Source organism: Mesorhizobium sp. B2-3-12, from assembly GCF_006442205.1.
GTDB lineage: Bacteria > Pseudomonadota > Alphaproteobacteria > Rhizobiales > Rhizobiaceae > Mesorhizobium.
The window spans coordinates 69,708-94,941 of record NZ_VFVR01000006.1 but is presented as its reverse complement, the minus strand read 5'-3'; the positions used below and the strand labels follow the sequence as shown (position 1 = coordinate 94,941).

Genomic DNA, 25,234 nt, shown 5'->3' with positions numbered 1-25,234 from the left:
TCGGACAACGGAAGATTGCGTGGATCAGGAGCAACCGCAGCACGAGAAGATCAGGTTCAGGCGGGACGAGATCACCGACCTGGGGACCTTGCCGTCCGCGTGCCGCGTCCCGCCGCTCGGTCAGGCTGCCATCGGCCGCGGCTTTCGAATGCTTTCGCGCGTGTTTGCCGGCCTGGTCGCTTTCATGCTGCTGGCCGCGATGGCGGTCTATCTCATCGGCCTTTCCGGCATAGGCTCGGACAGGCTACGCGTCGAGGCCGAGAGCGCTATCGAGAGGCTTGCGGGCGTCGACGTCAAAGTGGCCGTCGGGCCCGCCCGCATCACGCTCGACAGTTCGAGCTTCGTTGCCCTGCAGGTCAGCGATGTCAGCCTGAAGACATCGGACGGCAAACCAATGGCCGATGCGGGGCGTGTGCGCTTCGGCGTGCGCCTGGTGCCGCTTCTGTGGGGTGAGGTGCGGCTGACCAGCGCCAGGATATCCGATGCCCGCATCGTCTTGGCGGCGATGCCGTCCGGCGGCGACTGGACCGCGGCGCTGCGCAACGATGACGGCCTTGTCGATCCGGAAAAACTGTTGGACGCGGTGTTCGGCAACATCCATCACGTGCTCGACGCCGTGCGCGAGGATTCGATGCGCCGGATCGATCTCAGCAATGTCGAGTTCGTGCTGCCCGACGCCGGATCGATCAAACTGGTCAAGATCACCGACGCCACCGTCGCTCAGTCGGGACCGGGCGGCATGGCGTTTACCGCCGATGCCGATGTCGACGGCAGGACGGTTACCGTTGCAGCCTCGGCCACCCGCGATATCGCCGCGCATCGGGTGACTGCCCTGGATGCCAGCATCAATCTGGCGGATGCCGGCGCTACCGCTGCCGGCGCCGGCAAACTTGGGACCGTCGCGTTGAAGCTGACAGGAGCGGAAGGCTCGGGTGCCACGGCGTCACGCTTGGCGGCCGCCCTTTCGTCGACCGGATCGGTGCTGGATCTTGGCACGCGCGGCCTGCTGCCGGCGAATGCCGATGTCAATGCGACGCTTGTCTACGGCTCCAACAAGATCCAGGTGGACAGATTGCTGCTCAAGACCGGCCGCTCGACTTTCGATTTTGCCGGCTCCGTCGGGCCCAAGCCCTCGACCGGCGCCGCCGGCGAGGAGCCTGCCTACCGCTATGACCTGACCAGCGACGGCTCGACCCTGGCACCGTCGGAATCGCCGGAACCCGCGCTGACCTTCCTCTCGCGCGTCGCCGGCGTCTATCAGACCAAGAGCCATAAACTGGTGGCCGAGCAGATCGCGGTTCGCTCCTCCGCTTCCAGCGAGGTGCTTGGCACCGCAACCGTGGAATTCGTCGACGGCAAGGCCCCCGGGATCAATGTGGCGCTCAACGTCCATGACATGCCTGTCTCGCACGTCAAACAGCTGTGGCCGTGGTTTTCGGCGCGCAATGCGCGGCTCTGGGTGCTGAACAATCTGTTCGGCGGCCGCGTGGTCGACGCCAGTCTCCAGTTCCAGGTGGTGCCGGATCGCCTCGGCAATGGCGTACCGCTTTCGGCCGAGGAGGTCTTCGGCCGCTTCCAGATAGACGGGGCGCGTTTCGACACGGCCGGCCGCATTCCGCCGATCCGCGATGCGGTGGGCGTCGTCGCGTTCCACGGCAACGACGTCGACGTTTCGTTGTCGTCGGGCACCGTCTTCATGCCCAGTGGCCGCACGGTGGCGGCCAGCAACGGCACGCTGACGGTCAAGGCCGCGAACCGTCCGCCGGTCATCGGCGCGCTCGACATCGATGTCGAGGGAGAGGCACCGGCTGTCGCCGAACTTGCCTCCTACGAACCGATCAACGCCATGCGCCATGTCGGCATCCTGCCGGAGGACCTGTCCGGCAGCGTCACCGGCCATGTCAGGGCGGACATTCCGCTGCAGTCGGGTGTCGACACCGCGAAGCTCGATTGGCTGGTGTCGCTCGACTATACCGGCCTATCCCTGGCCAAGCCGTTCGAGGGACAGGCCGTGACCGGTGCCGATGGTTCGATAACGGTCGACCCGGAAAAGGCGGTCATTTCAGCCAAGGCATCGCTCAACGGCATTCCGGCCGAACTCGATCTCGTCGAGCCGCTCAGGGATGACGGGCCGGCGCGCAGCCGCAAGGTGGCCCTGGTGCTCGATGACAAGATCCGCGCCGCCGCCATGCCTGGCCTGACGCCGCTGCTTGGCGGAACGGTGAAGGTCGCGATCGACAAGAGCGGCAACGGCAACCAGAACGTTTCGGTCGACCTGACCAATGCCAGGCTGGACATCCCCTGGGCTGGCTGGAGCAAGGGGGCGGGGGTTCCCGCCAGCGCCAACTTCGTCATGACCAAGTCCGGCGACACCACGACGCTGTCCGACTTCGACCTCGGTGGCAAGACATTCTCCATCGATGGCGGCATCGTGCTGGTCAACGGCGCGCTGTCTTCGGCCAAGTTCAGCAGGGTCACCCTGAACCGGGGCGATGATGTTTCCGTGTCGGTGAAGCGATCGGGCAAGGGCTATGCGGTCGGCATCAATGGCAATGCGCTTGATGCTCGTTCGCTGATCAAGCAGTTCACGTCCGATGTGGACACCGCGACGAAGACGACTGGAACGGACAATATTTCGGTCAGCGCCGACGTCGATCAGCTGACCGGCTTCCACGATGAGCAGCTGTCCAACCTGAAGCTCGACTACAGTGCCGCCGGTTCGCGCGTGAACGGGCTCAAGGTCAGCGCGACAGCGAGTTCCGGCGCCGCCATCGCCATCAGCAACACCACCGGCGACGGCAGGCGTTCGCTCAACGTGCGGTCGGCGGACGCCGGCGCCATCCTGCGGTTCCTCAACATCTACGAGCACATGGAAGGCGGCGCGATCACCCTGGCCCTGTCGGGAGCCGGCGACGGACCGATGAAGGGCAAGGTCGACACCACCAACTTCTTCATCGTCAACGAGCCCAAGCTCGCCTCCATCGTCTCGACCACGCCGGCCGGCGACAGCCGCAGCCTCAACCAGGCGGTGAAGGGCAAGCTCGACACGTCGCGGGTCAAGTTCGAGCGCGGCTACGCCGAAATCGACAAGGGCAGCGGCTACCTGAAGCTGACCAACGGCGTGCTGCGTGGCCCGCGCATCGGCACGACCTTCCAGGGCATCCTCTACGACCAGAACAACAATATGGACATGACCGGCACCTTCATGCCGGTCTACGGCCTCAACCGCATCTTTGGCGAATTGCCCATCGTCGGCGCGCTTCTCGGCAACGGCCGCGACCGAGGCCTGATCGGCGTCACCTACCGGCTCAGGGGCAATGCCAACAAGCCGGTGCTGGACGTCAATCCGCTGTCGGTGATCGCGCCGGGGATATTCAGGTCGATCTTCGAGTACCGGTGAGGGTCCTCAGGCCGGCCGCACCAGGATGTGCTTTTTCCTGCCCAATGAAAGCTTTACGACGTTTTCCGGACTCAAATCCTGAACCGTGACCAGCCGACGGTCGTCGCTTACCGGCTGGTCGTTGAGGCGTACGGCGCCGCCCTGGATGTGCCGCCGTGCCTCGCCATTGGACGACGCCAGCTCAGCCGTGACCAGCAGCGACAGGATGCCGACGCCGGCTTCCAGCTTCGCCGCTTCGATCTCGACGGTCGGCAGCGTGTCGGCGAGCGCGCCCTCCTCGAAGGTCTTGCGCGCCGTCTCGCTGGCCTGTTCGGCGGCCGCGCGGCCATGCAGATGGGCCGTGATCTCGGTGGCGAGGATCTTCTTGGCCTCGTTGATCTCGGAGCCGCCCAGCCGCTCGAGCCGCGCCACCTCGTCCAGCGGCAGCGTGGTGTAGAGTTTCAGGAAGCGGGCAACATCGGCATCCTCGGTGTTGCGCCAGTATTGCCAGAACTCGTAAGGGCTCAGCATCTGCGCATCGAGCCAGACCGCGCCCGAGGCCGACTTGCCCATCTTGGCGCCGGACGAGGTGGTGAGCAACGGCGTGGTCAGCGCATAAAGTTGCGCATCCTCCATGCGGCGGCCGAGATCGATGCCGTTGATGATGTTGCCCCACTGGTCGGAGCCGCCCATCTGCAGGCGGCAGCCGTGGCGCTTGTAGAGTTCGACGAAATCATAGGCCTGCAGGATCATGTAGTTGAATTCGAGGAACGACAGCGATTGCTCGCGATCGAGCCGCAGCTTGACGGAATCGAACGCAAGCATGCGGTTGACGGAAAAGTGCCGGCCGACATCGCGCAGGAAATTGACGTAGTTGATCTCCATCAGCCAGTCGGCATTGTTGACCATGACGGCGTCGTTCGGACCGCTGCCGAATTTCAGGTAGGGCATGAAGTTGCGGCGGATGCCGGCGAGATTGTCGTCGATATCCGCGGGCGTCAGCAGCTTGCGGGCCTCGTCCTTGAACGAGGGATCGCCGATCATCGACGTGCCGCCGCCCATCAGCGCGATCGGCCGGTGGCCAGTCTGCTGCAGCCAGTGCAGCATCATGATCTGGATCAGCGATCCGGCATGCAGGCTCCTGGCGGTTGCGTCGAAGCCGATATAGGCCGTCACCGTCTCCTTGGCGAAGATTTGATCGAGGCCGACATCATCCGAGGTCTGGTGGATGAAGCCGCGCTCGCTCATCGTGCGCAGGAAGTCGGATTTGAAGGCAGGCATTTTTTGTTTCCCGAAAGCGTACGCCCGGTCCGGCCCGGACATATGTGAACGCGCGCGTTTAGCACCCAAGCGCGATCAGCAAAAGTGGATTCCGGTTTTGCGCCGGATCGCGCGCCACCCAGGAGTTCGCGATCAGCAAAAGTGGATTCCGGTTTTGCGCCGGATCGCGCGCCAACCAGGAGTTCGCGATCAGCAAAAGTGGATTCCGGTTTTGCGTCGGATCGCGCGCCTCTCGCGAGCGTCGGGCCAGTTCTTGCCTCATTCATGCCGCTGGCGTAATGAGGCGCCGCGCAAGGGCAGCGCCCGCACGCCGCGACGGGGCCGTCCCGCAGATCAGATCCGGAAAGCTCCCGCGATGAACAGAAACTACGTCTTCCTCTTTCTGTTCAGCTTGCTGATGAGTTTCAGCGGCTTGGCGAGCCTTCCGCCGATCGACCGCGACGAGTCCCGTTTTGTCCAGGCGACCAAGCAGATGGTCGAAACTGGCGATTATATCGACATTCGCTTCCAGGATGTCTCGCGCTACAAGAAGCCGATCGGCATCTACTGGCTGCAATCGGCCGCTGTCGCCTTGAGCGGCGAGGGCGCCGCCGCGCCGATCTGGGTGTATCGCCTTGTCTCGATGCTCGGAATAGCGCTCGCTGTTCTGGGCATCGCCTGGACGGGGACGAAACTTTTCGGTGCCAATGCCGGCCTTGCCGCCGGCCTGATGATGGCGGCGATCTTCGCCACCGCCTTCGAGGGCCGCGACGCCAAGACCGACGCCATGCTTCTGGCTTGCTGCGTGGCCGCGCAGGGCGCGCTGGCGCAAATCTATCTGGCGGCGCGTCGCAACGAGCCGGTGGCGGGCCATCTGCCGTGGATATTCTGGTTGGCGCAAGGCGTCGGGATCCTCATCAAGGGACCCGTGGCCCCGCTGCTGTCGCTGCTGACGGCGGCCGCCCTGTTTGCTTTCGAACGCGACTGGCGCTGGCTTTTGAAGTTGAAGCTGGTGCGCGGCATCGCGCTCGTCTTGCTCATCGTGTTGCCCTGGGTCGCTTTTATCGGCTGGAAGAGCGGCGGCGCCTTTTTCCAAGAAGCCGTCGGCAAGGATATGCTGAACAAGGTCGCGTCGGGCGAGGAATCGCACGGCCTGCCGCCGGGTTTCTACATGCTGACCTATTCGCTGTTCATGTGGCCGTTCGGCCTGATCGCGGTCGGCGCCGGCCTGCAGGCCCTCAATCGGGTGCGCGACGATTTCAGGCTGCGCTTTTGCCTGGCATGGTACATTCCCTTCTGGCTCGTGTTCGAACTTATCCCGACCAAGCTGCCGCATTACGTCTTGCCGGCCTATCCCGGCATGGCGCTGCTGATCGGCTGGCTGTTGACCCTGCAGCCGCAGGACGCCAATGCGCCACTCAAGCGCTGGCAGCAATGGTTGTGGTGGTCGACCGCTTTCGGTCTGGTGGTGGTCAGCCTCGGCCTGGCGGCGGTCTGCATCGGGGCACCGATCTACCTTACCCACAGCTTCTCGTGGTGGAGTATCCCGGCGGCGGCGTCGGCGCTGGGCGCCGGCTATCTGGCCTTCTCGCGTCAGTTGCAGGTGCCGCTGCCTCGCATCGGAGCCACCGCGGCCTGCGCGGGCATCACCTATGCCTTGCTGTTCGGTATCATCGCACCGTCGCTGAAGCCCATGTGGTTGAGCCCGGCGATCAAGCAAGCCGTGCTTGCCAACCAGGCATGCGACACAACGGTGCTGGCCTCGGCGCGGTATCAGGAGCCGAGCCTGGTGTTTCTGGTCGGCACGAAAACGGTGCTGACCGATATCGGAGGCGTGGCGGAGCACCTGCTCGCCGATCCTGCCTGTGCACTGGGGCTGGCGCCGATCGGGGATGAGCAGAAGCTGAATGGCATGCTGTCGGTGCAAGGAAAATCGGTGAATCGTCTCGCCGAAATCGATGGCCTCAACTATTCGTCGGGAGACAAACTGTCGCTCGGCCTTTATCGTGTGGCCAAATGACGGCTGGGTCGATGACAGAGTCCAGTTTCCAATGCTCGTGAAATCGCGCCCTCCGGTGTCCAGTTCGCTGCTCGGAACAGGACGCCGATCCCTCGGTAATTTTCGCGACACGATGCAGATCGCGAGACGGCGCCTCGCTGTTCGTCCCGCTCGCTATCCCAACATCTCATGGTGGGCGTGGGGCCTGGTCTGGGTCTTTCTGACGGCCGCGGCCTTTGTTCGGCTGGATACGCCGGCGGGCATGGCGCATGACCGATGGTCGCCTGCCGTGGGCAGGCTCGCCGAGTTCTTCACGCAGTTCGGACTGGGCGGCTGGTATCTCATTCCGTCCGCGCTTCTGCTTGTCGCGGCCAATCTGACGGATTGGCGAAGCCTCTCGCGGCGCGCGCTGATACTGGTCTACAGCTGGACCTGTCTGGCTTTCCTGGTGCTGAGCGCCGTCGGCCTCTCTGGTCTTGCCGTCAATGTCCTGAAATATGCCATTGGCAGGGCCCGCCCGCTCTATTTCCAGGATTTCGGCGTCCTTGCACTGCACCCCTTTGCCCTCGATGCGCGCTTTGCGGGCTTTCCCTCCGGCCATGCCACGACGATGGGCGCCGTGTTCGGCGTGCTTCTGCTCCTGTTTCCGCGCCGCTGGTACATTGCCCTGGTGCTCACGGCCTGCATCGCCTCGACCAGGATCTTCGTCGGCGCGCACTATCCCAGCGATACCGTTGCCGGCTTCGGCCTCGGCTGCGCCTTCGCGCTGGCCTGCGGATTGGTCTTTGCCCGGCTGGGCTTCATCTTCCGGCCGGCACCGTCGGGATTGCCGGTCCGCAAGCCATCGTTCCGCTTGATTGCCCCCGAAAAGTAGATCAGGGCCGGATCATCGCCAAATGTCGAGCGGAGGGACGTCGCCCGCCCGCCCGTACGCTTTGCTTGGCGGTTTAGCGCAGCCGCTTCGGCCGCGGATCGGACAATTCACCGGCCAGCCGGCGATCGAGATAGTCGGCGCATTCCTCGATCAGCAGATCCGCGTCGTTGGCGAAGAAATGGTTGGCGCCGGGCAAGGTCTTCTGCGTGATGGTGATGCCCTTTTGCGTGTGCAGCTTGTCGACCAGGCCTTGCACATCCTTCGGCGGCGCCACCTTGTCGGCATCGCCATGGATGATCAGGCCCGAGGACGGGCAGGGCGCCAGGAATGAGAAATCATAGGTGTTGGGCTGCGGCGCGATCGAGATGAAGCCTTCGATCTCGGGCCGGCGCATCAGGAGCTGCATGCCGATCCACGAACCGAAGGAATAGCCGGCGACCCAGCAGCTCTTCGAATCCGGATGCAGCGACTGCACCCAGTCGAGCGCGGCCGCCGCGTCGGACAATTCGCCCGTGCCGTGGTCGAATTCGCCCTGGCTGCGGCCGATGCCGCGGAAATTGAAGCGCAGCGTGGTGAAATCACGCTTCTGGAACATGTAGAAGAGGTCGTAGACGATCTTGTTGTTCATCGTGCCGCCGAACTGCGGGTGCGGATGCAACACGATGGCAATCGGCGCGCTCTTTTCCTTCGAGGGCTGGTAGCGTCCCTCCAGGCGACCGGCCGGACCGGTGAAAATGACCTCAGGCATGAAATACTCCACTTGGGTAAAACGAGCGCGCGGCGCCCGGAACGCTCTTCCTACGGCGCCCGCTTCCACAGACCTTGACGCAGGGCGAGCGCCTTCATAGAAGCTAGTTTAGAATTATTCAAAACTGGGTGGCCGAAACGCAATCGCCCGGTCGCCCTCGCCGCAAGCCGCGTAAATAGGACGGCTTGCCTTGGAATTTCAAGGAAATAACGCCATACGTCGGCGGAATGGCTACTGACGGGATGAACTGGACGAAAATGGCCGCGACACGCGCCTATCTCGACTATAACGCCAGTGCGCCGCTGCTTCCAGCGGCGCGCGAGGCCATGGTCGCGGCGCTCGATGTGGCAGCCAACCCGTCGTCGGTCCATGCCGAGGGACGCGTCGCCCGCCGCCTGGTCGAAACCGCCAGGCGCGATGTGGCCGCACTGATCAACGGCAAGCCGGAACATGTCGTCTTCACCTCGGGCGCAACGGAAGCCGCCGCGACGCTGCTGACGCCGGACTGGCGGATGGGGCGCGGCGCCATTCGCATGAGCCGGCTCTACGTGTGCGAGGCCGACCATCCGTGCCTGCTGAATGGCGGACGCTTCCCGGCGAGCCAGGTGACGCGGATCGGTGTCGACGCTGATGGCATTGTTAGGCTCGATGCCTTGACGGCGGCGCTTGCCGGTCACGACAAGGCTGACGGCTTGCCGCTTGTGGCGATCCATGCCGCCAACAACGAAACCGGCGTGATCCAGCCCATCGGCCGCATTACCGAAACCGTCAAGGCGGCGGGCGGCGTCCTCGTTGTTGACGCGGTGCAGGCGGCAGGCCGACTTTCCATCGACATGTCAGCGGGTTACGCCGACTATTTGATTCTGTCGTCGCACAAGCTCGGCGGCCCCAAGGGTGTCGGCGCCATCGTCGCCGCCTCGGATCTGATGATGCCGAAGCCGCTGATCAATGGCGGTGGCCAGGAAAAGGGCCATCGCGGCGGCACCGAAAACCTGCCCGGCATTGCCGGATTTGGCGCCGCGGCCAGGCAGGCTCTCGCCGGGTTGCAGACCATCGATCCCGTGCGTCGGCGTCGCGACGAGGTCGAAACCATTCTCAAAACGCTGGCGCCGGACATAGAAATCTTCGGAACCGGCGCGCCGAGGCTTGCCAACACGACATTCTTCGCTATTCCCGGCATCAAGGCCGAAACAGCCCAGATCGCCTTCGATCTTGCCGGCGTGGCGCTGTCGGCTGGCTCGGCCTGTTCGTCGGGCAAGGTCGGTCCGAGCCATGTGCTGAAGGCCATGGGCCATGGCGACAGTCTTGGCGCCTTGCGCGTCTCGATCGGTGCGGCGACGGGTGTCGAGGACATCGAACTGTTCCGCGCCGCGCTTGCTGGGCTAGCCGCTCGCCGGGCGGACAAGGAGAGAGCCGCCTAGCGGTTGGACGATTTTGGGCCTCTCGGCCTGGTAGAGCCGTGCGTTTCATGCTGGCCGGGTGAATTTCCGGTCGAGGCGCACTATATGGAACTTACGCTGCCGCGAGCGTCTTCGGCGTTTCATTTGGCGGTGCCATAGTTTGAAAACTGTCGGGCCTTGACCCCGGCGTGGATGGAGAACGCATATGCCTGCTGTGCAGGACACGATCGATCGGGTCCGAAAGATCGACGTCGACCAATACAAATACGGATTCCAGACCGAGATCGCCGTCGACAAGGCTCCCAAAGGCCTGAGCGAAGACATCATCCGTTTCATTTCGGCCAAGAAGGACGAACCGTCCTGGATGCTGGAATGGCGCCTGGAAGCCTATCGTCGCTGGCTGACGCTGGAAGAACCGACCTGGGCGCGCGTCAACTATCCCAATATCGATTTCCAGGACATTTACTATTACGCGGCGCCCAAGAGCACGCCCGGACCGACTTCGCTCAGCGACGTCGATCCCGAGATCTTGAAGGTCTACGAGAAGCTCGGCATTCCGTTGAAGGAGCAGGAGATCCTCGCCGGCGTGCAGAAGACCGACGCCTCGGAGTTCGAGGAAGCCAGCGACAACGTCTACAAATCAGGCCGCGTCGCCGTCGACGCGGTGTTCGATTCCGTCTCTGTCGTCACGACCTTCAAGAAGGAACTGGCGCAGGCCGGCGTGATCTTCTGCTCGATCTCGGAAGCGATCCGCGAGCATCCGGAACTGGTGCGGAAATATCTTGGTTCGGTCGTGCCGGCCTCGGACAATTTCTACGCCACGCTGAATTCGGCCGTGTTCACCGATGGTTCCTTCGTCTTCGTGCCCAAGGGCGTGCGCTGCCCGATGGAGCTGTCGACCTATTTCCGCATGAACGAGAAGAACACCGGCCAGTTCGAGCGCACGCTGATCATCGCCGAGGAAGGGGCGTACGTCTCCTATCTCGAAGGTTGCACGGCGCCGCAGCGCGACGAGAACCAGCTCCATGCCGCGGTGGTCGAACTGGTGGCGCTCGACGATGCCGAGATCAAATATTCAACTGTCCAGAACTGGTACCCCGGCGACGCCGAGGGCAAGGGCGGCATCTACAACTTCGTCACCAAGCGCGGCGACTGCCGTGGCGACCGTTCGAAGATTTCGTGGACGCAGGTCGAGACCGGTTCGGCGATCACCTGGAAATATCCGAGCTGCATCCTGCGCGGCGACGATTCCCAAGGCGAATTCTATTCGATCGCCGTGTCGAACGGCTACCAGCAGGTCGACAGCGGCACCAAGATGATCCATCTCGGCAAGAACACGTCGAGCCGCATCATCTCCAAGGGCATCGCCGCCGGCTTCTCGCAGAACACCTATCGCGGCCAGGTCTCGGCGCACCGCAAGGCGACCAACGCGCGCAACTTCACCAATTGCGACTCCCTGCTGATCGGCGACCAGTGCGGCGCGCATACCGTGCCCTACATGGAAGCCAAGAATTCGACGGCGCAGTTCGAGCACGAGGCGACAACCTCGAAAATATCCGAGGACCAGAAATTCTACGTCATGCAGCGTGGCATTCCCGAAGAGGAAGCCATTGCGCTTATCGTCAACGGCTTCGTCAAGGACGTCATCCAGCAACTGCCGATGGAGTTTGCGGTCGAGGCGCAGAAGCTGATCGGGATTTCGCTCGAGGGCTCGGTCGGCTGACCGGACAGATATTTCAGGAAACAAAAGAATGCTTGAGATCAAGAACCTGCATGCCCGCATCGTCGATGACGGCACCGAAATCATCCGCGGCCTGAACCTGACGGTGAAAGCCGGCGAGGTCGCCGCCATCATGGGCCCGAACGGGTCGGGCAAGTCGACGCTGTCCTACATCCTCGCTGGCCGCGAGGACTATGAGGTCACTGAAGGCGACATCCTCTACAACGGCCAGTCGATCCTCGAAATGGATCCAGCCGAGCGCGCCACGTCAGGCATCTTCCTCGCCTTCCAGTATCCGATGGAGATACCGGGCGTTGCGACGATGGAATTCCTGAAAGTGGCGATGAACGAGCAGCGCAAGGCGCGCGGCGAGGAGCCGCTGAAAATCCCGGAATTTTTGAAGCGCGTGAAGGAAGCAGCCGCCTCGCTCAGCATGGACATGGCGATGCTGAAGCGGCCGCTCAATGTCGGCTTCTCCGGCGGCGAGAAGAAGCGCGCCGAGATCCTGCAGATGAAGCTCCTGGAGCCGAAACTCTGCGTGCTCGACGAGACCGATTCCGGCCTCGACATCGATGCGCTGAAGATCGTCTCGGACGGCGTCAACGCACTGCGCGCGCCGGACCGGGCATTCCTCGTCATCACCCATTACCAGCGCCTCCTCGAGCACATCGTGCCCGACAGCGTGCACGTGCTCTACAAGGGCCAGGTCATCAAGTCGGGCGACAAGTCGCTGGCGCTGGATCTGGAAGCCAATGGCTATGCCGGCGTGATCGGCGAAGCCGCGTGAGATGCCAGAAGGCAAGGTCAAACTGATGAATATGCACACTCAGCCCCAGAGGACACCAGCCGAAACAGCGTTGATCGACGCGTTCGGCGACCGGCTGTCGCTGCTGCCGGGCGATGGCGCGGTGATGCTGAAGCGTGACGACGCCATCGAGGCGATCAAGCACGGCCTGCCGACGCGGCGCATCGAGTCCTGGCACTACACCGACCTGCGCCGTCTCTTGAATGCGGTGCCGGACTTCGATCCGGCCGCCGCAGCGAAAGCCATCGCGCCAATCGTCGACGGCTCGACGGTTTTGTCCTTGTTGAACGGCGTATCGAACGCCAAGGCGCCAACTGTCGAAGGCGTCAGCGTCCAGCGCCTGTCGGAAAAGCTGACCGACGGCAGCATCGCGCCGGGGCTCGACCCCTATGGCAGCGACGACGCCATTGGCGCCCTGAACACGGCCTTTGTCGCCGATGGCTACTTCATCGACATCGCCGATGGGACGGAGCTGGAAAAGCCGGTCGAGCTGCAGAACCTGCAGGCCGGCGGCCAGACCCATGTGCGCCTGCCGGTGCGCGTCGGCTCCGGCGCCAAGGCGGTCATCGTCGAACGTCAGGCCGGCGAGGGAGCGGCGCTGACCAGCTCGGTCAGCCAGCTCGTGCTCGGCGAAGGCGCCGAGGTGACCTGGCTGATCGTTCAGGAACAGCCCGAGACGGCAACGCATCTGGCGCAGTTCAAGGCCCATATCGGCAAGAACGCGAAGCTGACGCTGTTCGTCATGAACGCCGGCGGCAAGCTCGTGCGCCAGGAGATCATGGTCAGGACGACGGGCGAGGGCGCCGACTTCAAGCTGCGCGGCATCAATCTGCTCGCCGGCGACACCCATACCGACGTCACCATGGTGCTCGACCACGCCGTGCCGCACACGACTTCGACCGAGGTCATCCGCAATGTGGTCACGGGCAAGGCGCGCGGCGTGTTCCAGGGTCGCATCAACGTCCATCAATACGCGCAGAAGACCAACGCCAAGATGGCCTGCAACACGCTGCTTTTGTCGGACGATGGCGAGTTCTCGACCAAGCCGGAACTCGAAATCTTCGCCGACGACGTCGTCTGCGGCCACGGCGCCACGGTCACCGAGATCGACCACGACCATCTGTTCTACCTGATGGCGCGCGGCGTCGACGAAAAGAGTGCGCGCGGGTTGCTCGTGAAGGCGTTCGTGGCGGAAGTCATCGAGGAATTGGACGATGAGGCGATCATCGAGGCGCTGGAAGCGCGGCTCGACGAGTGGTTTGTGACGCACGGGTAGCGCCTCTCCTTCTCCCCTTGCGGGAGAAGGTGGATCGGTGCGCAGCACCAAGACGGATGAGGGGTGCGTGACGGAGTGAGGCGATGCCTCGAGAGAGCTTGTGATGGACCAGAAGATCGAAACCACCCCCTACGATGTCGAAGCGATCCGCCGCGATTTCCCGATCTTGTCGCGCGAAGTCTATGGCAAGCCGCTGGTCTACCTCGACAACGGCGCCTCGGCACAGAAGCCGCGGGTGGTGCTCGACACCATCCAGCATGCCTATTCCCAGGAATACGCCAACGTCCATCGCGGCCTGCATTTCCTCTCCAATGCCGCCACCGACGCCTATGAAAAGGCGCGTGAGACGGTGCGCCGTTTCCTCAACGCGCCAAGCACCGACAACATCGTCTTCACCTCGAACACGACCTCGGCGATCAACACCGTTGCTTACGGTTATGGCATGCCCAATATCGGCGAGGGCGACGAGATCGTGCTGTCGATCATGGAGCACCACTCCAACATCGTGCCGTGGCATTTCATCCGCGAACGGCAGGGTGCAAAACTGGTCTGGGTTCCGGTCGACGATCTCGGCGTGTTCCACATCGAGGAATTCGAGAAGCGCCTGACCGACCGCACCAAGCTGGTCGCCATCACGCAGATGTCGAACGCGCTGGGCACTGTGACGCCGATCAAGGAGATTGTCCGGATCGCGCACACGCGGGGCATTCCCGTACTCGTCGACGGCAGCCAGAGCGCGGTGCATATGCCCATCGACGTGCAGGATCTCGATTGCGATTTCTTCGTCTTCACCGGCCACAAGGTCTATGGTCCCTCGGGCATCGGCGTGCTCTACGGCAAGAAGGATAGTCTCGCCGGCATGCGGCCCTTCATGGGCGGCGGCGAGATGATCGAGGAGGTGACGGAAGACATCGTCACCTACAACGACCCGCCGCACCGTTTCGAGGCCGGCACGCCGCCGATCGTCCAGGCGATCGGGCTGGGTGCCGCGCTCGACTACATGGACTCCGTCGGTCGCGAGCGTATCGCGGCGCATGAGGAAGATCTCAAGATCTATGCTCACGAACGCCTGCGCGCCATCAACTCGCTGCGCATCTTCGGCGATGCGCCCGGCAAGGGCGCCATCATCTCCTTCGAACTGCAGGGAATTCATGCCCATGACGTGTCGATGGTGATAGACAGGCAGGGTGTCGCGGTCCGTGCCGGCACCCATTGCGCCCAGCCGCTGTTGAAACGCCTTGGCGTAACCTCCACATGCAGGGCATCGTTCGGCATGTATAATACCAGGGCCGAAGTCGACGCTTTGGCCGAGGCGCTTGAAAAAGCGCGCAAATTCTTCGGGTAACGACCATGGATGATGTGAGCACCACCGCAGAGACCGTACCGGCCGCCAACAGCGTGGTTTCCGCCTCGACGATCCCCGCCGACGAGCTGGCGCGGCTGACCGACGACATCGTCTCGGCGCTGAAGACCGTCTACGACCCGGAAATTCCGGCCGACATCTATGAACTCGGCCTTGTCTACAAGATCGACATCGAGGACGACCGCTCGGTCAAGATCGACATGACGCTGACCGCGCCCGGCTGCCCGGTGGCCGGCGAAATGCCCGGCTGGGTCGAGAACGCGGTGGGCGCTGTCGAGGGCGTGTCCGGCGTCGAGGTCAACATGACCTTCGACCCGCCCTGGACGCCCGACCGCATGTCGGAAGAGGCACAGGTCGCGGTGGGTTGGTACTAGCGCCAAGCCTGGCACACTTGCGCCAGGGGTAAAACTTCACCATTTTAGGTGAGGAATCATTCGGCGGGCCTTGAACCCGCATGGAATGGAGATGGAAGAACATGGGACGCTTTGCCGTCATCACGATGACCGAAAAGGCCGCCGACCGGGTGCGCGAGATCGTCGCCACGCGCGACAACGCGCATGGCATCCGCCTCGGTATCAAGAAGGGCGGCTGCGCCGGCATGGAATATACGGTCGACCTGGTGACCGAGCCCAACAACAAGGACGACCACATCGAGCGCGACGGCGCCCATGTCTATGTCGCGCCCGAAGCAGCCCTTTTCCTGTTCGGCACCGAAATGGATTTCGAGCAGACGACGCTGCGCACGGGCTTCACCTTCCACAACCCGAACCAGAGTTCAGCCTGTGGCTGTGGCGAATCCGTCGAACTGAAGCCGGCTGATCTGAAGGCGCTGGCGGAGGCTCGGGCGTCGGCCTAGCTTTCCTTCTCCCCGTCACTATACGGGGAGAAGGTGTCACGAAGTGACGGATGAGGGGCAGCGCCAGCCTCTCAAGAGTTCGCGCCGCCCCTCATCTGCCTGCCGGCATCTTCTCCCGTATAGTGACGGGGAGAAGAACCCTAATCCACCCACATGCCAGTCCGTTTATGCCAGTCGGCGATCGATTCCTCGGGATAGACGTCGAACGTCTTGTCGCCCTTGCCGATCTCGGGCTCAACCCAGTTCGCCTTGTATTTCAGCATCAGATGCACCTTTTCGGGCGGTTTCGGCAGCTCGCTGTCGATCGCCGAGGCGAAGGGATGCACCAGGTCCGGCCAGGTCGGGTCGTAGAGCCAGAGTGCCGATCCGCATCTCTTGCAGAAATTGCGCTCGCCGGTCGAGACCTCGCAATGGGGATGCTCGTCGTCCTCGATCTCGGCGCGGTAGACGCCGAGGCTTCTCTTGCCCCTGATGTTCAGCGTCTCATAGTCAGCGCCGAGATTGATCGCGAAGCCGCCGCCGCCTTGCTGCTTGCGGCAGATCGAGCAGTAGCACAGCATGAACGGCACCGGTGTGTGGCTTTCCACCTCGAAGCGCACGGCGTTGCAGCGGCAGGAGCCCTTGAGCAGGACAGGCATGGCGCAAAACTCCGATGTTTTTCTCTCAACCTGTCAGCAACGCTTTGGTTGCGGCGATGACAAGTCCGCGGAGCGGTGACATGATCGCGGCATGGACAATGAACGCATCGCAGAACTGTTCGAGGGCCTCGGCCCGGTCTCGATCCGCAAACTCTTCGGCGGCAAGGGCATCTATTTCGACGGCGTCATCGTCGCCATCGTCCTGCGCGGCGAATTGCTGCTGAAGGCGGACGAGCAAAGCGTGCCGGATTTCGAAGCCGCCGGCTGCCGGCAGTGGACCTACACCGGCACGCGCCACGGCAAGCTGGTCGCCATGCCCTATTGGAGCATTCCCGACAGCGCCTTTGACGACCCTGACGAGATGACGGTGTGGGCGCGGCGGGCTTATGAGGCGGGGCGAAGGGCGGGGAAGTAGCGGCGCCTACAAAGCCTTGGCGATGTCTGCCGCCAGCCTTGCATTGTTCTCGACCAGCGCGATGTTGGTTTTCAGGCTGCGCCCGCCCGTGAGTTCCAGGATTTTTCCCAGCAGGAACGGCGTCACCGCCTTGCCGGTGACGTTGAGGGCTTCCGCGGCCTTCTGGGCGGCTTCGATGTAGCCGGCCATTTCTTCAGCGGGGATTTCATGGTTTTCCGGCACCGGATTGGCGACCAGCAAGCCGCCGCTAAGTCCCAGGGCCAGGCGGGTCTGGTAGAAATGCGCGATGTCTTCCGGCTTGTACAAGGTCAGCGGGGCGCGGAACGGCGACTGCCGCGACCAGAAGGCCGGCATCGTCTCGCAGCCGTGGCCGACGACGGGCACGCCGCGTGTTTCCAGCACTTCCAGCGTCTTTTCGATGTCGAGGATGGCCTTGGCGCCGGCCGAGACGACGATGACCGGCGTGCGCGCCAGTTCATCGAGGTCGGCCGAGATATCGAAACTCTTTTCGGCACCCTTGTGCACGCCGCCAATGCCACCGGTGGCGAACACCTTTATCCCGACCATGTCAGCCGCGATCATGGTCGCCGCGACCGTCGTGCCACCGGTGCGCCCTTGCGCCACGGCGAAGCCAAGATCGGCGCGCGACAGCTTCATGGCGTCACCCGTCATCGCCAGCGATTCGCGCTCGCCGTCGGAGAGCCCGATCTTGATGCGGCCGTTGACCACGGCGATGGTTGCCGGCACCGCGCCGCCGTCAGCGATGATCTTTTCGACATTGGCCGCCATGGCGCCATTGTCGGGGTAGGGCATGCCATGGGTGATGATGGTGCTTTCGAGCGCCACCACCGGGCGCCCGGCGGCCAGCGCCTGTGCCACGGGTGCGTGGATATCGATGAAAGGGCGGGCGGTCTCTGGCGTCATCTCTGATCTCCAATCCGAAGGGCGGCGCATCCATCGGGAAAGCGCAAACGTCACGGCGGCACTATGAATTCGCCGGTCTCATGCCACTTCCCTGGCATCCGGCACAAGGGCCAGCGCTTCCGCGAAGCTCGCCGCGGAGAATTCGGGCACCGCATTGGCGCTTTCGATGGCCAGCGTCGCCGCCGCGACGCCTTCGCGCAGGGCCTGGCGCAGCGGCAGGCCGTGCAACAGCGCCGCCACCGTCGCGCCCGCCAGTGCGTCGCCGGCGCCGGTAACATCGGCGACTCTTCTCGGAGCAGGCGGCAGGATCGAAAAAGCGCCTGTGTCATCGAATCCCAGCACGGGCGCGCTGCCCGCCGTGACCACGCCGCTGGCAAGGCCGCTGCACCGCAGCCCGTCGATCATTTCCCGCTCGGCGGCACCTGCATCGACGCCTGCCAGGACAACGGCCTCCCGCCGGTTCATGAAGAGCAGAGCCAGTTCGCCAAGCACCGGTATCAGCCGCGTCACCTTGGCCGGCGAAATCGCGATGGCGAAAACCGGCTTGCCGGCGGCAAGCGCAACCAACCGCTCCAGCGCCGAGGTCGGCAGATTGGCGTCGCACAAAATGGCATCGGCGGCGGCGATCGCTTCCCGGACCTTGGAGCGTCGCATCTGCTTGGGAAATGCCAGCTCGTAAAGCGCCATGTCGGCAAAGCCGACGATCAGCTCGCCTTCGCGATCGATCAGCGCCGTATAGCTCGGCGTCGTGCGGTCGAGGAACACGGCCGACAGGTCGGCAATACCAGCCTCGGCGATAGCGCGGGAAACCGTATCCGCTCCCGCATCGCCGCCGCGCATCGACATCAGCGACGCCGATACGCCGCGCCGCACCATGCCGCGCAGCGCGTTGAAGACGCCGCCGCCCACATCCTCGCGCATCGTGCCGGGATTGGAGGCTGCCGGGACATAGGGGCCGGACACCTGGCCACGCCGGTCGATATGGGCGCCGCCCACGGCCAGTATCTCTGGGGATTTCACCATGGCGGCGATATGACCTTTGTTGTTGCGGCCGCACAAGCGCTAGAGTGCGCGACAGAGCTTCGCACGCAAGACCGCGATTCGGCTGAACGGGTCGCGGGGGCCGGCTGGCCCAATGCCGAGCTTGTTCCTGCCTGGCGTTTCGAGACAAAAAAAGAACAAATCAGGATATTACTTGTTTTTCAATTGGTTGTTGCCTCTTGCCAAATGAGAACAAAAAAGGTACAAAATGCCAGGGATTACGGATTGTCCGGCCTTCATTGACGACCAAGGGGTGATGTATCATGGCTCAGAATTCTTTGCGGCTGGTAGAGGATAAGGCAGTGGACAAATCAAAGGCTCTGGATGCGGCGCTGTCGCAAATCGAGCGGGCTTTCGGCAAGGGCTCGATCATGCGGCTCGGCGCCAACGAGCAGGTCGTCGAAATCGAAACGGTGCCGACCGGTTCGCTCGGCCTCGACATCGCGCTCGGCGTCGGTGGCCTGCCGCGCGGCCGCATCATCGAGATCTACGGACCGGAAAGCTCGGGCAAGACAACACTGGCACTGCATACGGTCGCGGAAGCCCAGAAGAAGGGCGGCATCTGCGCCTTCGTCGATGCCGAACATGCGCTCGATCCGGTCTACGCCCGCAAGCTCGGCGTCGATCTCGAGAACCTCCTGATCTCGCAGCCCGACACCGGCGAGCAGGCGCTGGAGATCTGCGACACGCTGGTGCGCTCCGGCGCCATCGATGTTCTGGTGGTCGATTCGGTGGCGGCGCTGACGCCACGCGCCGAAATCGAGGGCGAGATGGGCGATTCGCTGCCCGGTCTTCAAGCCCGTTTGATGAGCCAGGCGCTGCGCAAGCTGACCGCATCGATCTCGCGCTCCAACACCATGGTCATCTTCATCAACCAGATCCGCATGAAGATCGGCGTCATGTTCGGTTCGCCCGAAACCACGACCGGCGGCAACGCGCTGAAATTCTATGCCTCGGTGCGCCTCGATATCCGCCGCATCGGCTCGGTCAAGGACCGCGACGAGGTGGTCGGCAACCAGACCCGCGTCAAGGTGGTCAAGAACAAGTTGGCGCCGCCCTTCAAGGTGGTCGAATTCGACATCATGTATGGCGAGGGCGTCTCCAAGACCGGCGAACTGGTCGATCTCGGCGTCAAGGCCGGCGTGGTTGAGAAGTCGGGCGCCTGGTTCTCCTACAATTCGCAGCGTCTCGGCCAAGGCCGCGAGAATGCAAAACTGTTCCTGCGCGACAATCCCGACACCGCGCGTGAGATCGAGCTGGCGCTCAGGCAGAATGCCGGATTGATCGCCGAAAAATTCCTCGAGAATGGCGGCTCCGAGGGCAATGGCGACGACGGTTTTGAGGACGAAGCCGGCGCGATGTAGGCAACGGCCGGAGTTTGGCCATAAATCCGGCCTATTATCCGACGCTTAAGTAACAGAGTTCTTTAGTACCGCGTTCAAAACCGCCGGCCTTCGCGCCGGCGGTTTTCGTTTTTGGGGCAGAGCGGTGCCGGCTGGCGAGCTTATTTGGCCCAATTCCGTGTTTCTGGACAGGGTGGGGCGTGCCCGCTAAAAGGCCATGTCTGCCTTCTGAAAGGCAGAGCCAGTTTCCGCCGGCCGTGCCGGCGGTTTTCGCGAAAAGGCAGAGTCATGAGTGGCGTGAACGAGATCCGGTCGACATTCCTCGACTATTTCCGCAAGGAGGGCCATGAGGTCGTGGCCTCGAGCCCGCTCGTGCCGCGCAATGATCCGACCTTGATGTTCACCAATGCCGGCATGGTGCAGTTCAAGAACGTCTTCACCGGTTTGGAGAAGCGGTCCTATTCGCGTGCCACCACCGCCCAGAAAAGCGTTCGCGCCGGCGGCAAGCACAATGATCTCGACAATGTCGGCTACACCGCGCGCCACCTGACCTTCTTCGAGATGCTCGGCAATTTCTCGTTCGGCGATTATTTCAAGGAGCGCGCCATCGAGCTTGCCTGGAACCTGATCACCAAGGAATTCGGGCTGAAGAAGGACAAGCTGCTGGTCACCGTCTATCACACTGACGATGAGGCGGCCGGCTTCTGGAAGAAAATCGCCGGTTTCTCCGACGACCGCATCATCCGCATCGCGACCTCGGACAATTTCTGGGCGATGGGTGACACCGGACCCTGCGGCCCGTGCTCGGAAATCTTCATCGATCGTGGCGAGCATATCTGGGGCGGCCCTCCGGGCAGTCCGGAGGAGGATGGCGACCGCTTCCTCGAATTCTGGAACCTGGTGTTCATGCAGTATGAGCAGGTGACGAAGGAGGAGCGCGTCGACCTGCCGCGCCCGTCGATCGACACCGGCATGGGCCTGGAGCGCATGGCGTCCATCCTGCAGGGGGTGGAAAGCGTCTTCGAGACCGACCTGTTCCGTCACCTGATCGATGCGGCGTCCTCCGCGCTGGGCCGCGCGCCCGATGCCGAGACGGTGGCGTCTTATCGCGTCATCGCCGATCACCTGCGCTCGTCCTCCTTCCTGGTCGCCGACGGCGTGCTGCCGTCGAGCGAAGGCCGCGGCTACGTGCTGCGCCGCATCATGCGCCGCGCCATGCGCCACGCGCAGCTGCTCGGTGCGAACTCGCCGCTGATGTGGAAGCTGGTGCCGGCGCTGGTGCGCGAGATGGGACAGGCCTATCCGGAACTGGTGCGCGGCGAACAGCTGATCACCGAGACGCTGAAGCTCGAGGAGACACGGTTCCGCAAGACGCTGGTGCGCGGCCTCGGCCTGCTCTCGGAGGCGACGGAAACGCTTGGTGCCGGCGACATGCTTGATGGCGAAACGGCGTTCAAGCTCTACGACACCTACGGTTTTCCGCTCGATCTGACGCAGGACGCACTGCGCGAACGCAACATCTCGGTCGATCTTGCCGGCTTCACCAATGCGATGGAGCAGCAGAGGGCCGAGGCGCGCAAGCACTGGGCGGGGTCCGGCGAGGCGGCCACCGAGACGGTGTGGTTCTCGGTGCGTGAAAAGACCGGCGCCACCGAATTCCTCGGCTACGAGACTGAAGCCGCCGAAGGCCTCATCCAGGCCCTGGTCAAGGACGGCAAGACCGTCGACAGCGCCGGCAAGGGCGACGCGGTTGCCGTGGTCGTCAACCAGACGCCGTTCTATGGCGAATCCGGCGGCCAGATGGGCGACACCGGCGTGATATCGGGCGAGGGGTTCTCGATCGAGATTTCCGACACACAGAAGAAGGCCGACGGCCTGTTCGTGCATCTGGGCAAGGTGGCCAGCGGTACGGTCAAGACGGGCGTCGCGGTCGAACTCAAGGTCGACCACGCCAGGCGTTCCAGGCTGCGCGCCAACCACTCCGCGACGCATCTGATCCATGAGGCGCTACGCGAGGTGCTGGGCACCCATGTCGCGCAAAAAGGCTCGCTGGTCGCGCCCGAGCGGCTGCGCTTCGACATCTCGCACAACAAGCCGATCTCGCCGGAGGAACTCGAGGAGGTCGAGCGCATGGCGAACGAGATCGTCGTGCAAAACAGCCCGGTGACTACGCGCCTGATGTCGGTCGACGACGCCATCGCCGAGGGCGCCGTGGCGCTGTTCGGCGAGAAATATGGCGATGAGGTGCGCGTCGTCTCGATGGGTACCGGCCTGCATGGCGCCAAGGCCAACCGGCCCTATTCGGTCGAGCTTTGCGGCGGCACGCATGTCCGGTCAACCGGCGATATCGGTCTGGTGCGCATCGTTTCGGATGGCGCCGTGGCGGCAGGCGTACGCCGCATCGAAGCACTGACCGGCGAAGCGGCGCGCAAGCATCTCGACGAGCAGGACAGGCGCCTGAAAGCGACCGCCGCCACGCTGAAGATCTCGCCGGCGGATGTGCCGGCGCGTGTCGAAGCGCTGCTCGAGGAGCGCAAGAAGCTCGAAAAGGATCTGACCGAAGCACGCAAGAAGCTGGCGCTGGGGGGCGGCGCGGGAGCTGGTGCGCCCGCCGAAAACGAAGTGGTCGCGGGCGTCGGCTTCCTCGGCAAGTCGGTTTCCGGTGTCTCGCCGAAGGATTTGAAGCCGCTGGCCGACGCAGGCAAGACTTCGTTGGGTTCCGGCGTCGTCGTGTTCGTCGGCGCCGGTGAGGACAACAAGGCCAGCGTCGTGGTCGCCGTCACCGACGACCTCGTCGGCCGTTTCAGCGCCGTCGACCTTGTTCGCGTGGCCTCCGCCGCCTTGGGCGGGCAGGGCGGCGGCGGCCGCCCCGACATGGCCCAGGCCGGTGGTCCGGATGCCTCGAAGGCCAATGACGCTATCGCGGCGGTGAGGGCGGCGCTGGAAGCGGCGTAAGGTGCCAGAAGCAGACGGTTAGGTGCATTGCTGTCAGAGGTAAGCGCTGCCCCTCATCTGGCTGCCGCCATCTTCTCCCCGTTGAACGGGGAGAAGGGCGCTGTAATCGCGGCCCTTCTCCAATCACCAGCGTTGCGCAGCCGGTGCGGATTAGATTCTTTCTCCCCGTTTACGGGGAGAAATGCCCGGCAGGGCAATGAGGGGCGGCGCTGACCCAGAGCAAGTTCGCTCGAATTAGCCAGCCTTCTCGGTGCGCGTGAAGCTCGGGCGGGCCGCGATGCGCGAATACCAATCCTGGATATCCGCGAACCGCTCAATCAGGTTCCGCCCCTCGGCAACCTTGACGAAATAGGCAAGGATCGGCGCGGCGTGCAGGTCGGCCAGCGTCAGTTGGTCGCCGAGGAGCCAAGGTCCATTCGCCTTCAGCGAGGTCAGCACCTTCAGCACCGTTTCGGCTTGGCGCAGCCCGTCCGCGATCAGCGCCTCGTCGGGCATTTCCTTCTCGAGCCGCTCGACAGCGACGTCCCAGACCATCGCGCGATAACCATAGGCGTCCAGCATGCCTGTCATCTGGGCCATCCGCGCAGGCCCCCGCACATCGGCCGGCTGCAGCGCCGGCCCGTGGAAAGCTTCATCGACATAGCGCGCGATTGCATTTGTCTCGAAGAGGCGGAACGTCTCGTGCTCGAAAGCCGGGATGCGGCCGAACGGATGGTGTTCGAGATACCAGGCCGGGATGCCGTCGGCGGCGAAGATGTCGAGCGGCACCAGCTCGTAGTCGATGCCCTTTTCCTCCAGAGCCATCCGCGCGATGCGAACGTAGACGCTGTAATCCGCGCCATAAAGAATTGGCTTGGCCATCGATCCGCTCCGGGCTGGCGTTTGCGTCGTCCCACAAAAAAGCGAAGGCTCCTTTCGGAGCCTTCGTCATTCAACAAACTAAAGCTTACGCCATCGCTTTCTGCAGATTCTCGTCGATCTTGTCGAGGAAGCCGGTGGTCGACAGCCAGGGCTGGTCCGGGCCGATCAACAGCGAAAGATCCTTGGTCATGAAGCCGCTCTCGACGGTCTGGATGCAGACTTTTTCCAGCGTCTCGGCGAAGCGCTTCAGTTCGGCATTGTCGTCGAGTTTGGCGCGGTGCGCGAGGCCGCGCGTCCAGGCGAAGATCGAGGCGATCGAATTGGTCGAGGTTTCCTCGCCCTTCTGGTGCTGGCGATAGTGACGGGTGACCGTGCCGTGCGCGGCTTCGGCTTCCACCGTCTTGCCGTCCGGCGTCATCAGCACCGAGGTCATCAGGCCGAGCGAGCCAAAGCCTTGCGCCACCGTGTCGGACTGGACGTCGCCGTCATAGTTCTTGCAGGCCCAGACATAGCCACCCGACCATTTCAGGCTCGACGCCACCATGTCGTCGATCAGGCGGTGTTCGTACCACAGCTTCTTCGACTTGAACTCGGCCTCGAATTCAGCCTCGTAGACCTCCTGGAAGATATCCTTGAAGCGGCCGTCATAGGCCTTGAGGATGGTGTTCTTGGTCGACAGGTAGACGGGATAGTTGCGCAGCAGGCCGTAGTTCAGCGACGCGCGGGCGAACTCGCGGATCGACTCGTCGAGATTGTACATGGCCATGGCGACGCCTGAGCCGGGCGCGTCGAACACGTCGTGTTCGATCACCTGGCCATCCTCGCCGACGAACTTGATCGTCAGCTTGCCCTTGCCGGGGAAGCGGAAATCGGTGGCGCGGTACTGGTCGCCGAAGGCGTGACGGCCGACGATGATCGGCTTGGTCCAGCCGGGCACCAGGCGCGGCACGTTCTTCATGATGATCGGCTCGCGGAAGATGGTGCCGCCCAAAATGTTGCGGATGGTGCCGTTGGGCGACTTCCACATCTTCTTCAGCTTGAATTCCTCGACGCGCTGCTCGTCGGGGGTGATCGTCGCGCATTTCACGCCGACGCCGTATTTCTTGATGGCGTTGGCCGAATCGATCGTCACCTGGTCGTTGGTGGCGTCACGATGCTCGATGCCGAGGTCGTAATATTCGAGCTTGAGGTCGAGATAAGGGTGGATCAGCTTGTCCTTGATGAACTGCCAGATGATGCGGGTCATCTCGTCGCCGTCGAGTTCGACGACCGGGTTCGCCACCTTGATCTTCGCCATGGAAAGAATGCCTCGTTGCTGGGATTGGGACGGCCTTGCCCGTGTGGCGTTCGGCCGGGGGATGCCGCCCGTATATCAAA

General features: G+C 63.3%; 21 protein-coding genes. 14 read left to right on the top strand and 7 right to left on the bottom strand.

Features of this window, described 5'->3' with window-relative positions:
• Nucleotides 1-19 precede the first annotated feature (19 nt).
• A complete protein-coding gene (locus tag FJ948_RS18290) occupies nucleotides 20-3,400 on the top strand; it encodes a DUF3971 domain-containing protein (RefSeq protein WP_140706779.1) in 3,381 nt (1,126 codons plus the stop codon).
• A 6-nt stretch (nucleotides 3,401-3,406) separates the two neighbouring features.
• Here FJ948_RS18290 and tyrS read toward each other — a convergent pair whose 3' ends face one another.
• A complete protein-coding gene (tyrS, locus tag FJ948_RS18285) occupies nucleotides 3,407-4,660 on the bottom strand; it encodes a tyrosine--tRNA ligase (protein WP_140706777.1) in 1,254 nt (417 codons plus the stop codon).
• A 355-nt stretch (nucleotides 4,661-5,015) separates the two neighbouring features.
• Here tyrS and FJ948_RS18280 point away from each other — a divergent pair, with 355 nt between their 5' ends.
• The gene (locus FJ948_RS18280; RefSeq protein ID WP_140707296.1) at nucleotides 5,016-6,659 is read left to right on the top strand and encodes a glycosyltransferase family 39 protein; all 1,644 of its coding nucleotides are present in this window, start codon (nucleotides 5,016-5,018) and stop codon (nucleotides 6,657-6,659) included.
• Nucleotides 6,660-6,771: 112 nt separating this feature from the next.
• Nucleotides 6,772-7,512 (top strand): phosphatase PAP2 family protein, encoded by a 741-nt coding sequence (locus FJ948_RS18275; RefSeq protein WP_246677545.1) that lies wholly within the window; start codon nucleotides 6,772-6,774, stop codon nucleotides 7,510-7,512.
• 73 nt (nucleotides 7,513-7,585) lie between these two features.
• On the opposite strand, the gene FJ948_RS18270 is transcribed toward FJ948_RS18275, so the two are convergent.
• Nucleotides 7,586-8,260 carry an alpha/beta hydrolase gene (locus FJ948_RS18270; RefSeq protein ID WP_027042409.1) on the bottom strand — a complete coding sequence of 225 codons (675 nt, stop codon included), beginning with the start codon at nucleotides 8,258-8,260 and terminating at the stop codon, nucleotides 7,586-7,588.
• Nucleotides 8,261-8,517: 257 nt separating this feature from the next.
• On the opposite strand from FJ948_RS18270, the gene FJ948_RS18265 reads away from it, so the two are divergent.
• The 7 genes from FJ948_RS18265 to sufA all read left to right on the top strand — a co-directional run bounded on the left by FJ948_RS18265 (nucleotide 8,518) and on the right by sufA (nucleotide 15,680).
• On the top strand, nucleotides 8,518-9,681 hold the full coding sequence (locus FJ948_RS18265; RefSeq protein WP_140707294.1) for a cysteine desulfurase family protein: 1,164 nt from the start codon (nucleotides 8,518-8,520) through the stop codon (nucleotides 9,679-9,681).
• Between the two features lie 184 nt (nucleotides 9,682-9,865).
• A complete protein-coding gene (gene sufB / locus FJ948_RS18260) occupies nucleotides 9,866-11,383 on the top strand; it encodes a Fe-S cluster assembly protein SufB (protein ID WP_140706773.1) in 1,518 nt (505 codons plus the stop codon).
• Nucleotides 11,384-11,411: 28 nt separating this feature from the next.
• Complete coding sequence (sufC, locus tag FJ948_RS18255; protein WP_015318168.1) at nucleotides 11,412-12,167, top strand: Fe-S cluster assembly ATPase SufC; 756 nt, start codon at nucleotides 11,412-11,414, stop codon at nucleotides 12,165-12,167.
• A gap of 25 nt (nucleotides 12,168-12,192) precedes the next feature.
• The gene (gene sufD, locus FJ948_RS18250; protein ID WP_140706771.1) at nucleotides 12,193-13,461 is read left to right on the top strand and encodes a Fe-S cluster assembly protein SufD; all 1,269 of its coding nucleotides are present in this window, start codon (nucleotides 12,193-12,195) and stop codon (nucleotides 13,459-13,461) included.
• Nucleotides 13,462-13,564: 103 nt separating this feature from the next.
• Nucleotides 13,565-14,806 carry a cysteine desulfurase gene (locus tag FJ948_RS18245; protein ID WP_140706769.1) on the top strand — a complete coding sequence of 414 codons (1,242 nt, stop codon included), beginning with the start codon at nucleotides 13,565-13,567 and terminating at the stop codon, nucleotides 14,804-14,806.
• A gap of 5 nt (nucleotides 14,807-14,811) precedes the next feature.
• Nucleotides 14,812-15,198, top strand: coding sequence for an SUF system Fe-S cluster assembly protein (locus FJ948_RS18240; RefSeq protein WP_140706767.1), 387 nt, complete (start codon nucleotides 14,812-14,814; stop codon nucleotides 15,196-15,198).
• Between the two features lie 101 nt (nucleotides 15,199-15,299).
• The gene (sufA, locus tag FJ948_RS18235) at nucleotides 15,300-15,680 is read left to right on the top strand and encodes a Fe-S cluster assembly scaffold SufA (protein WP_140706765.1); all 381 of its coding nucleotides are present in this window, start codon (nucleotides 15,300-15,302) and stop codon (nucleotides 15,678-15,680) included.
• A gap of 140 nt (nucleotides 15,681-15,820) precedes the next feature.
• On the opposite strand, the gene FJ948_RS18230 is transcribed toward sufA, so the two are convergent.
• On the bottom strand, nucleotides 15,821-16,318 hold the full coding sequence (locus tag FJ948_RS18230) for a GFA family protein (RefSeq protein ID WP_140706763.1): 498 nt from the start codon (nucleotides 16,316-16,318) through the stop codon (nucleotides 15,821-15,823).
• Between the two features lie 91 nt (nucleotides 16,319-16,409).
• On the opposite strand from FJ948_RS18230, the gene FJ948_RS18225 reads away from it, so the two are divergent.
• Nucleotides 16,410-16,733, top strand: a complete 324-nt coding sequence (locus FJ948_RS18225; protein WP_140706761.1) for a TfoX/Sxy family protein — start codon at nucleotides 16,410-16,412, stop codon at nucleotides 16,731-16,733.
• A 6-nt stretch (nucleotides 16,734-16,739) separates the two neighbouring features.
• Here the strand turns inward: FJ948_RS18225 and FJ948_RS18220 are convergent, their stop codons facing one another.
• The gene (locus FJ948_RS18220; RefSeq protein ID WP_140706759.1) at nucleotides 16,740-17,657 is read right to left on the bottom strand and encodes a pseudouridine-5'-phosphate glycosidase; all 918 of its coding nucleotides are present in this window, start codon (nucleotides 17,655-17,657) and stop codon (nucleotides 16,740-16,742) included.
• 78 nt (nucleotides 17,658-17,735) lie between these two features.
• A complete protein-coding gene (locus FJ948_RS18215; protein ID WP_140706757.1) occupies nucleotides 17,736-18,680 on the bottom strand; it encodes a carbohydrate kinase family protein in 945 nt (314 codons plus the stop codon).
• A gap of 9 nt (nucleotides 18,681-18,689) precedes the next feature.
• On the opposite strand from FJ948_RS18215, the gene FJ948_RS18210 reads away from it, so the two are divergent.
• From FJ948_RS18210 to alaS, 3 genes are all read left to right on the top strand, one after another.
• On the top strand, nucleotides 18,690-18,941 hold the full coding sequence (locus tag FJ948_RS18210) for a hypothetical protein (protein ID WP_140706754.1): 252 nt from the start codon (nucleotides 18,690-18,692) through the stop codon (nucleotides 18,939-18,941).
• Between the two features lie 20 nt (nucleotides 18,942-18,961).
• Complete coding sequence (gene recA, locus FJ948_RS18205) at nucleotides 18,962-20,062, top strand: recombinase RecA (protein WP_013895892.1); 1,101 nt, start codon at nucleotides 18,962-18,964, stop codon at nucleotides 20,060-20,062.
• Between the two features lie 267 nt (nucleotides 20,063-20,329).
• Entirely contained in the window at nucleotides 20,330-22,996 is a 2,667-nt protein-coding gene (gene alaS, locus FJ948_RS18200) for an alanine--tRNA ligase (protein ID WP_140706753.1), read from the top strand.
• 234 nt (nucleotides 22,997-23,230) lie between these two features.
• Here alaS and FJ948_RS18195 read toward each other — a convergent pair whose 3' ends face one another.
• Complete coding sequence (locus tag FJ948_RS18195) at nucleotides 23,231-23,857, bottom strand: glutathione S-transferase family protein (protein ID WP_140706751.1); 627 nt, start codon at nucleotides 23,855-23,857, stop codon at nucleotides 23,231-23,233.
• Nucleotides 23,858-23,942: 85 nt separating this feature from the next.
• On the bottom strand, nucleotides 23,943-25,154 hold the full coding sequence (locus FJ948_RS18190; protein ID WP_064991552.1) for an NADP-dependent isocitrate dehydrogenase: 1,212 nt from the start codon (nucleotides 25,152-25,154) through the stop codon (nucleotides 23,943-23,945).
• Nucleotides 25,155-25,234 lie beyond the last annotated feature (80 nt).

Coding starts and splice junctions, on each gene's coding strand:
- tyrS (WP_140706777.1), bottom strand. CDS start 4,660: ATGCCTGCCTTCAAATCCGACTTCCTGCGCACGATGAGCGAGCGCGGC.
- FJ948_RS18280 (WP_140707296.1), top strand. CDS start 5,016: ATGAACAGAAACTACGTCTTCCTCTTTCTGTTCAGCTTGCTGATGAGT.
- FJ948_RS18275 (WP_246677545.1), top strand. CDS start 6,772: ATGCAGATCGCGAGACGGCGCCTCGCTGTTCGTCCCGCTCGCTATCCC.
- FJ948_RS18270 (WP_027042409.1), bottom strand. CDS start 8,260: ATGCCTGAGGTCATTTTCACCGGTCCGGCCGGTCGCCTGGAGGGACGC.
- FJ948_RS18265 (WP_140707294.1), top strand. CDS start 8,518: ATGGCCGCGACACGCGCCTATCTCGACTATAACGCCAGTGCGCCGCTG.
- sufB (WP_140706773.1), top strand. CDS start 9,866: ATGCCTGCTGTGCAGGACACGATCGATCGGGTCCGAAAGATCGACGTC.
- sufC (WP_015318168.1), top strand. CDS start 11,412: ATGCTTGAGATCAAGAACCTGCATGCCCGCATCGTCGATGACGGCACC.
- sufD (WP_140706771.1), top strand. CDS start 12,193: ATGAATATGCACACTCAGCCCCAGAGGACACCAGCCGAAACAGCGTTG.
- FJ948_RS18245 (WP_140706769.1), top strand. CDS start 13,565: ATGGACCAGAAGATCGAAACCACCCCCTACGATGTCGAAGCGATCCGC.
- FJ948_RS18240 (WP_140706767.1), top strand. CDS start 14,812: ATGGATGATGTGAGCACCACCGCAGAGACCGTACCGGCCGCCAACAGC.
- sufA (WP_140706765.1), top strand. CDS start 15,300: ATGGGACGCTTTGCCGTCATCACGATGACCGAAAAGGCCGCCGACCGG.
- FJ948_RS18230 (WP_140706763.1), bottom strand. CDS start 16,318: ATGCCTGTCCTGCTCAAGGGCTCCTGCCGCTGCAACGCCGTGCGCTTC.
- FJ948_RS18225 (WP_140706761.1), top strand. CDS start 16,410: ATGGACAATGAACGCATCGCAGAACTGTTCGAGGGCCTCGGCCCGGTC.
- FJ948_RS18220 (WP_140706759.1), bottom strand. CDS start 17,657: ATGACGCCAGAGACCGCCCGCCCTTTCATCGATATCCACGCACCCGTG.
- FJ948_RS18215 (WP_140706757.1), bottom strand. CDS start 18,680: ATGGTGAAATCCCCAGAGATACTGGCCGTGGGCGGCGCCCATATCGAC.
- FJ948_RS18210 (WP_140706754.1), top strand. CDS start 18,690: ATGACCTTTGTTGTTGCGGCCGCACAAGCGCTAGAGTGCGCGACAGAG.
- recA (WP_013895892.1), top strand. CDS start 18,962: ATGGCTCAGAATTCTTTGCGGCTGGTAGAGGATAAGGCAGTGGACAAA.
- alaS (WP_140706753.1), top strand. CDS start 20,330: ATGAGTGGCGTGAACGAGATCCGGTCGACATTCCTCGACTATTTCCGC.
- FJ948_RS18195 (WP_140706751.1), bottom strand. CDS start 23,857: ATGGCCAAGCCAATTCTTTATGGCGCGGATTACAGCGTCTACGTTCGC.
- FJ948_RS18190 (WP_064991552.1), bottom strand. CDS start 25,154: ATGGCGAAGATCAAGGTGGCGAACCCGGTCGTCGAACTCGACGGCGAC.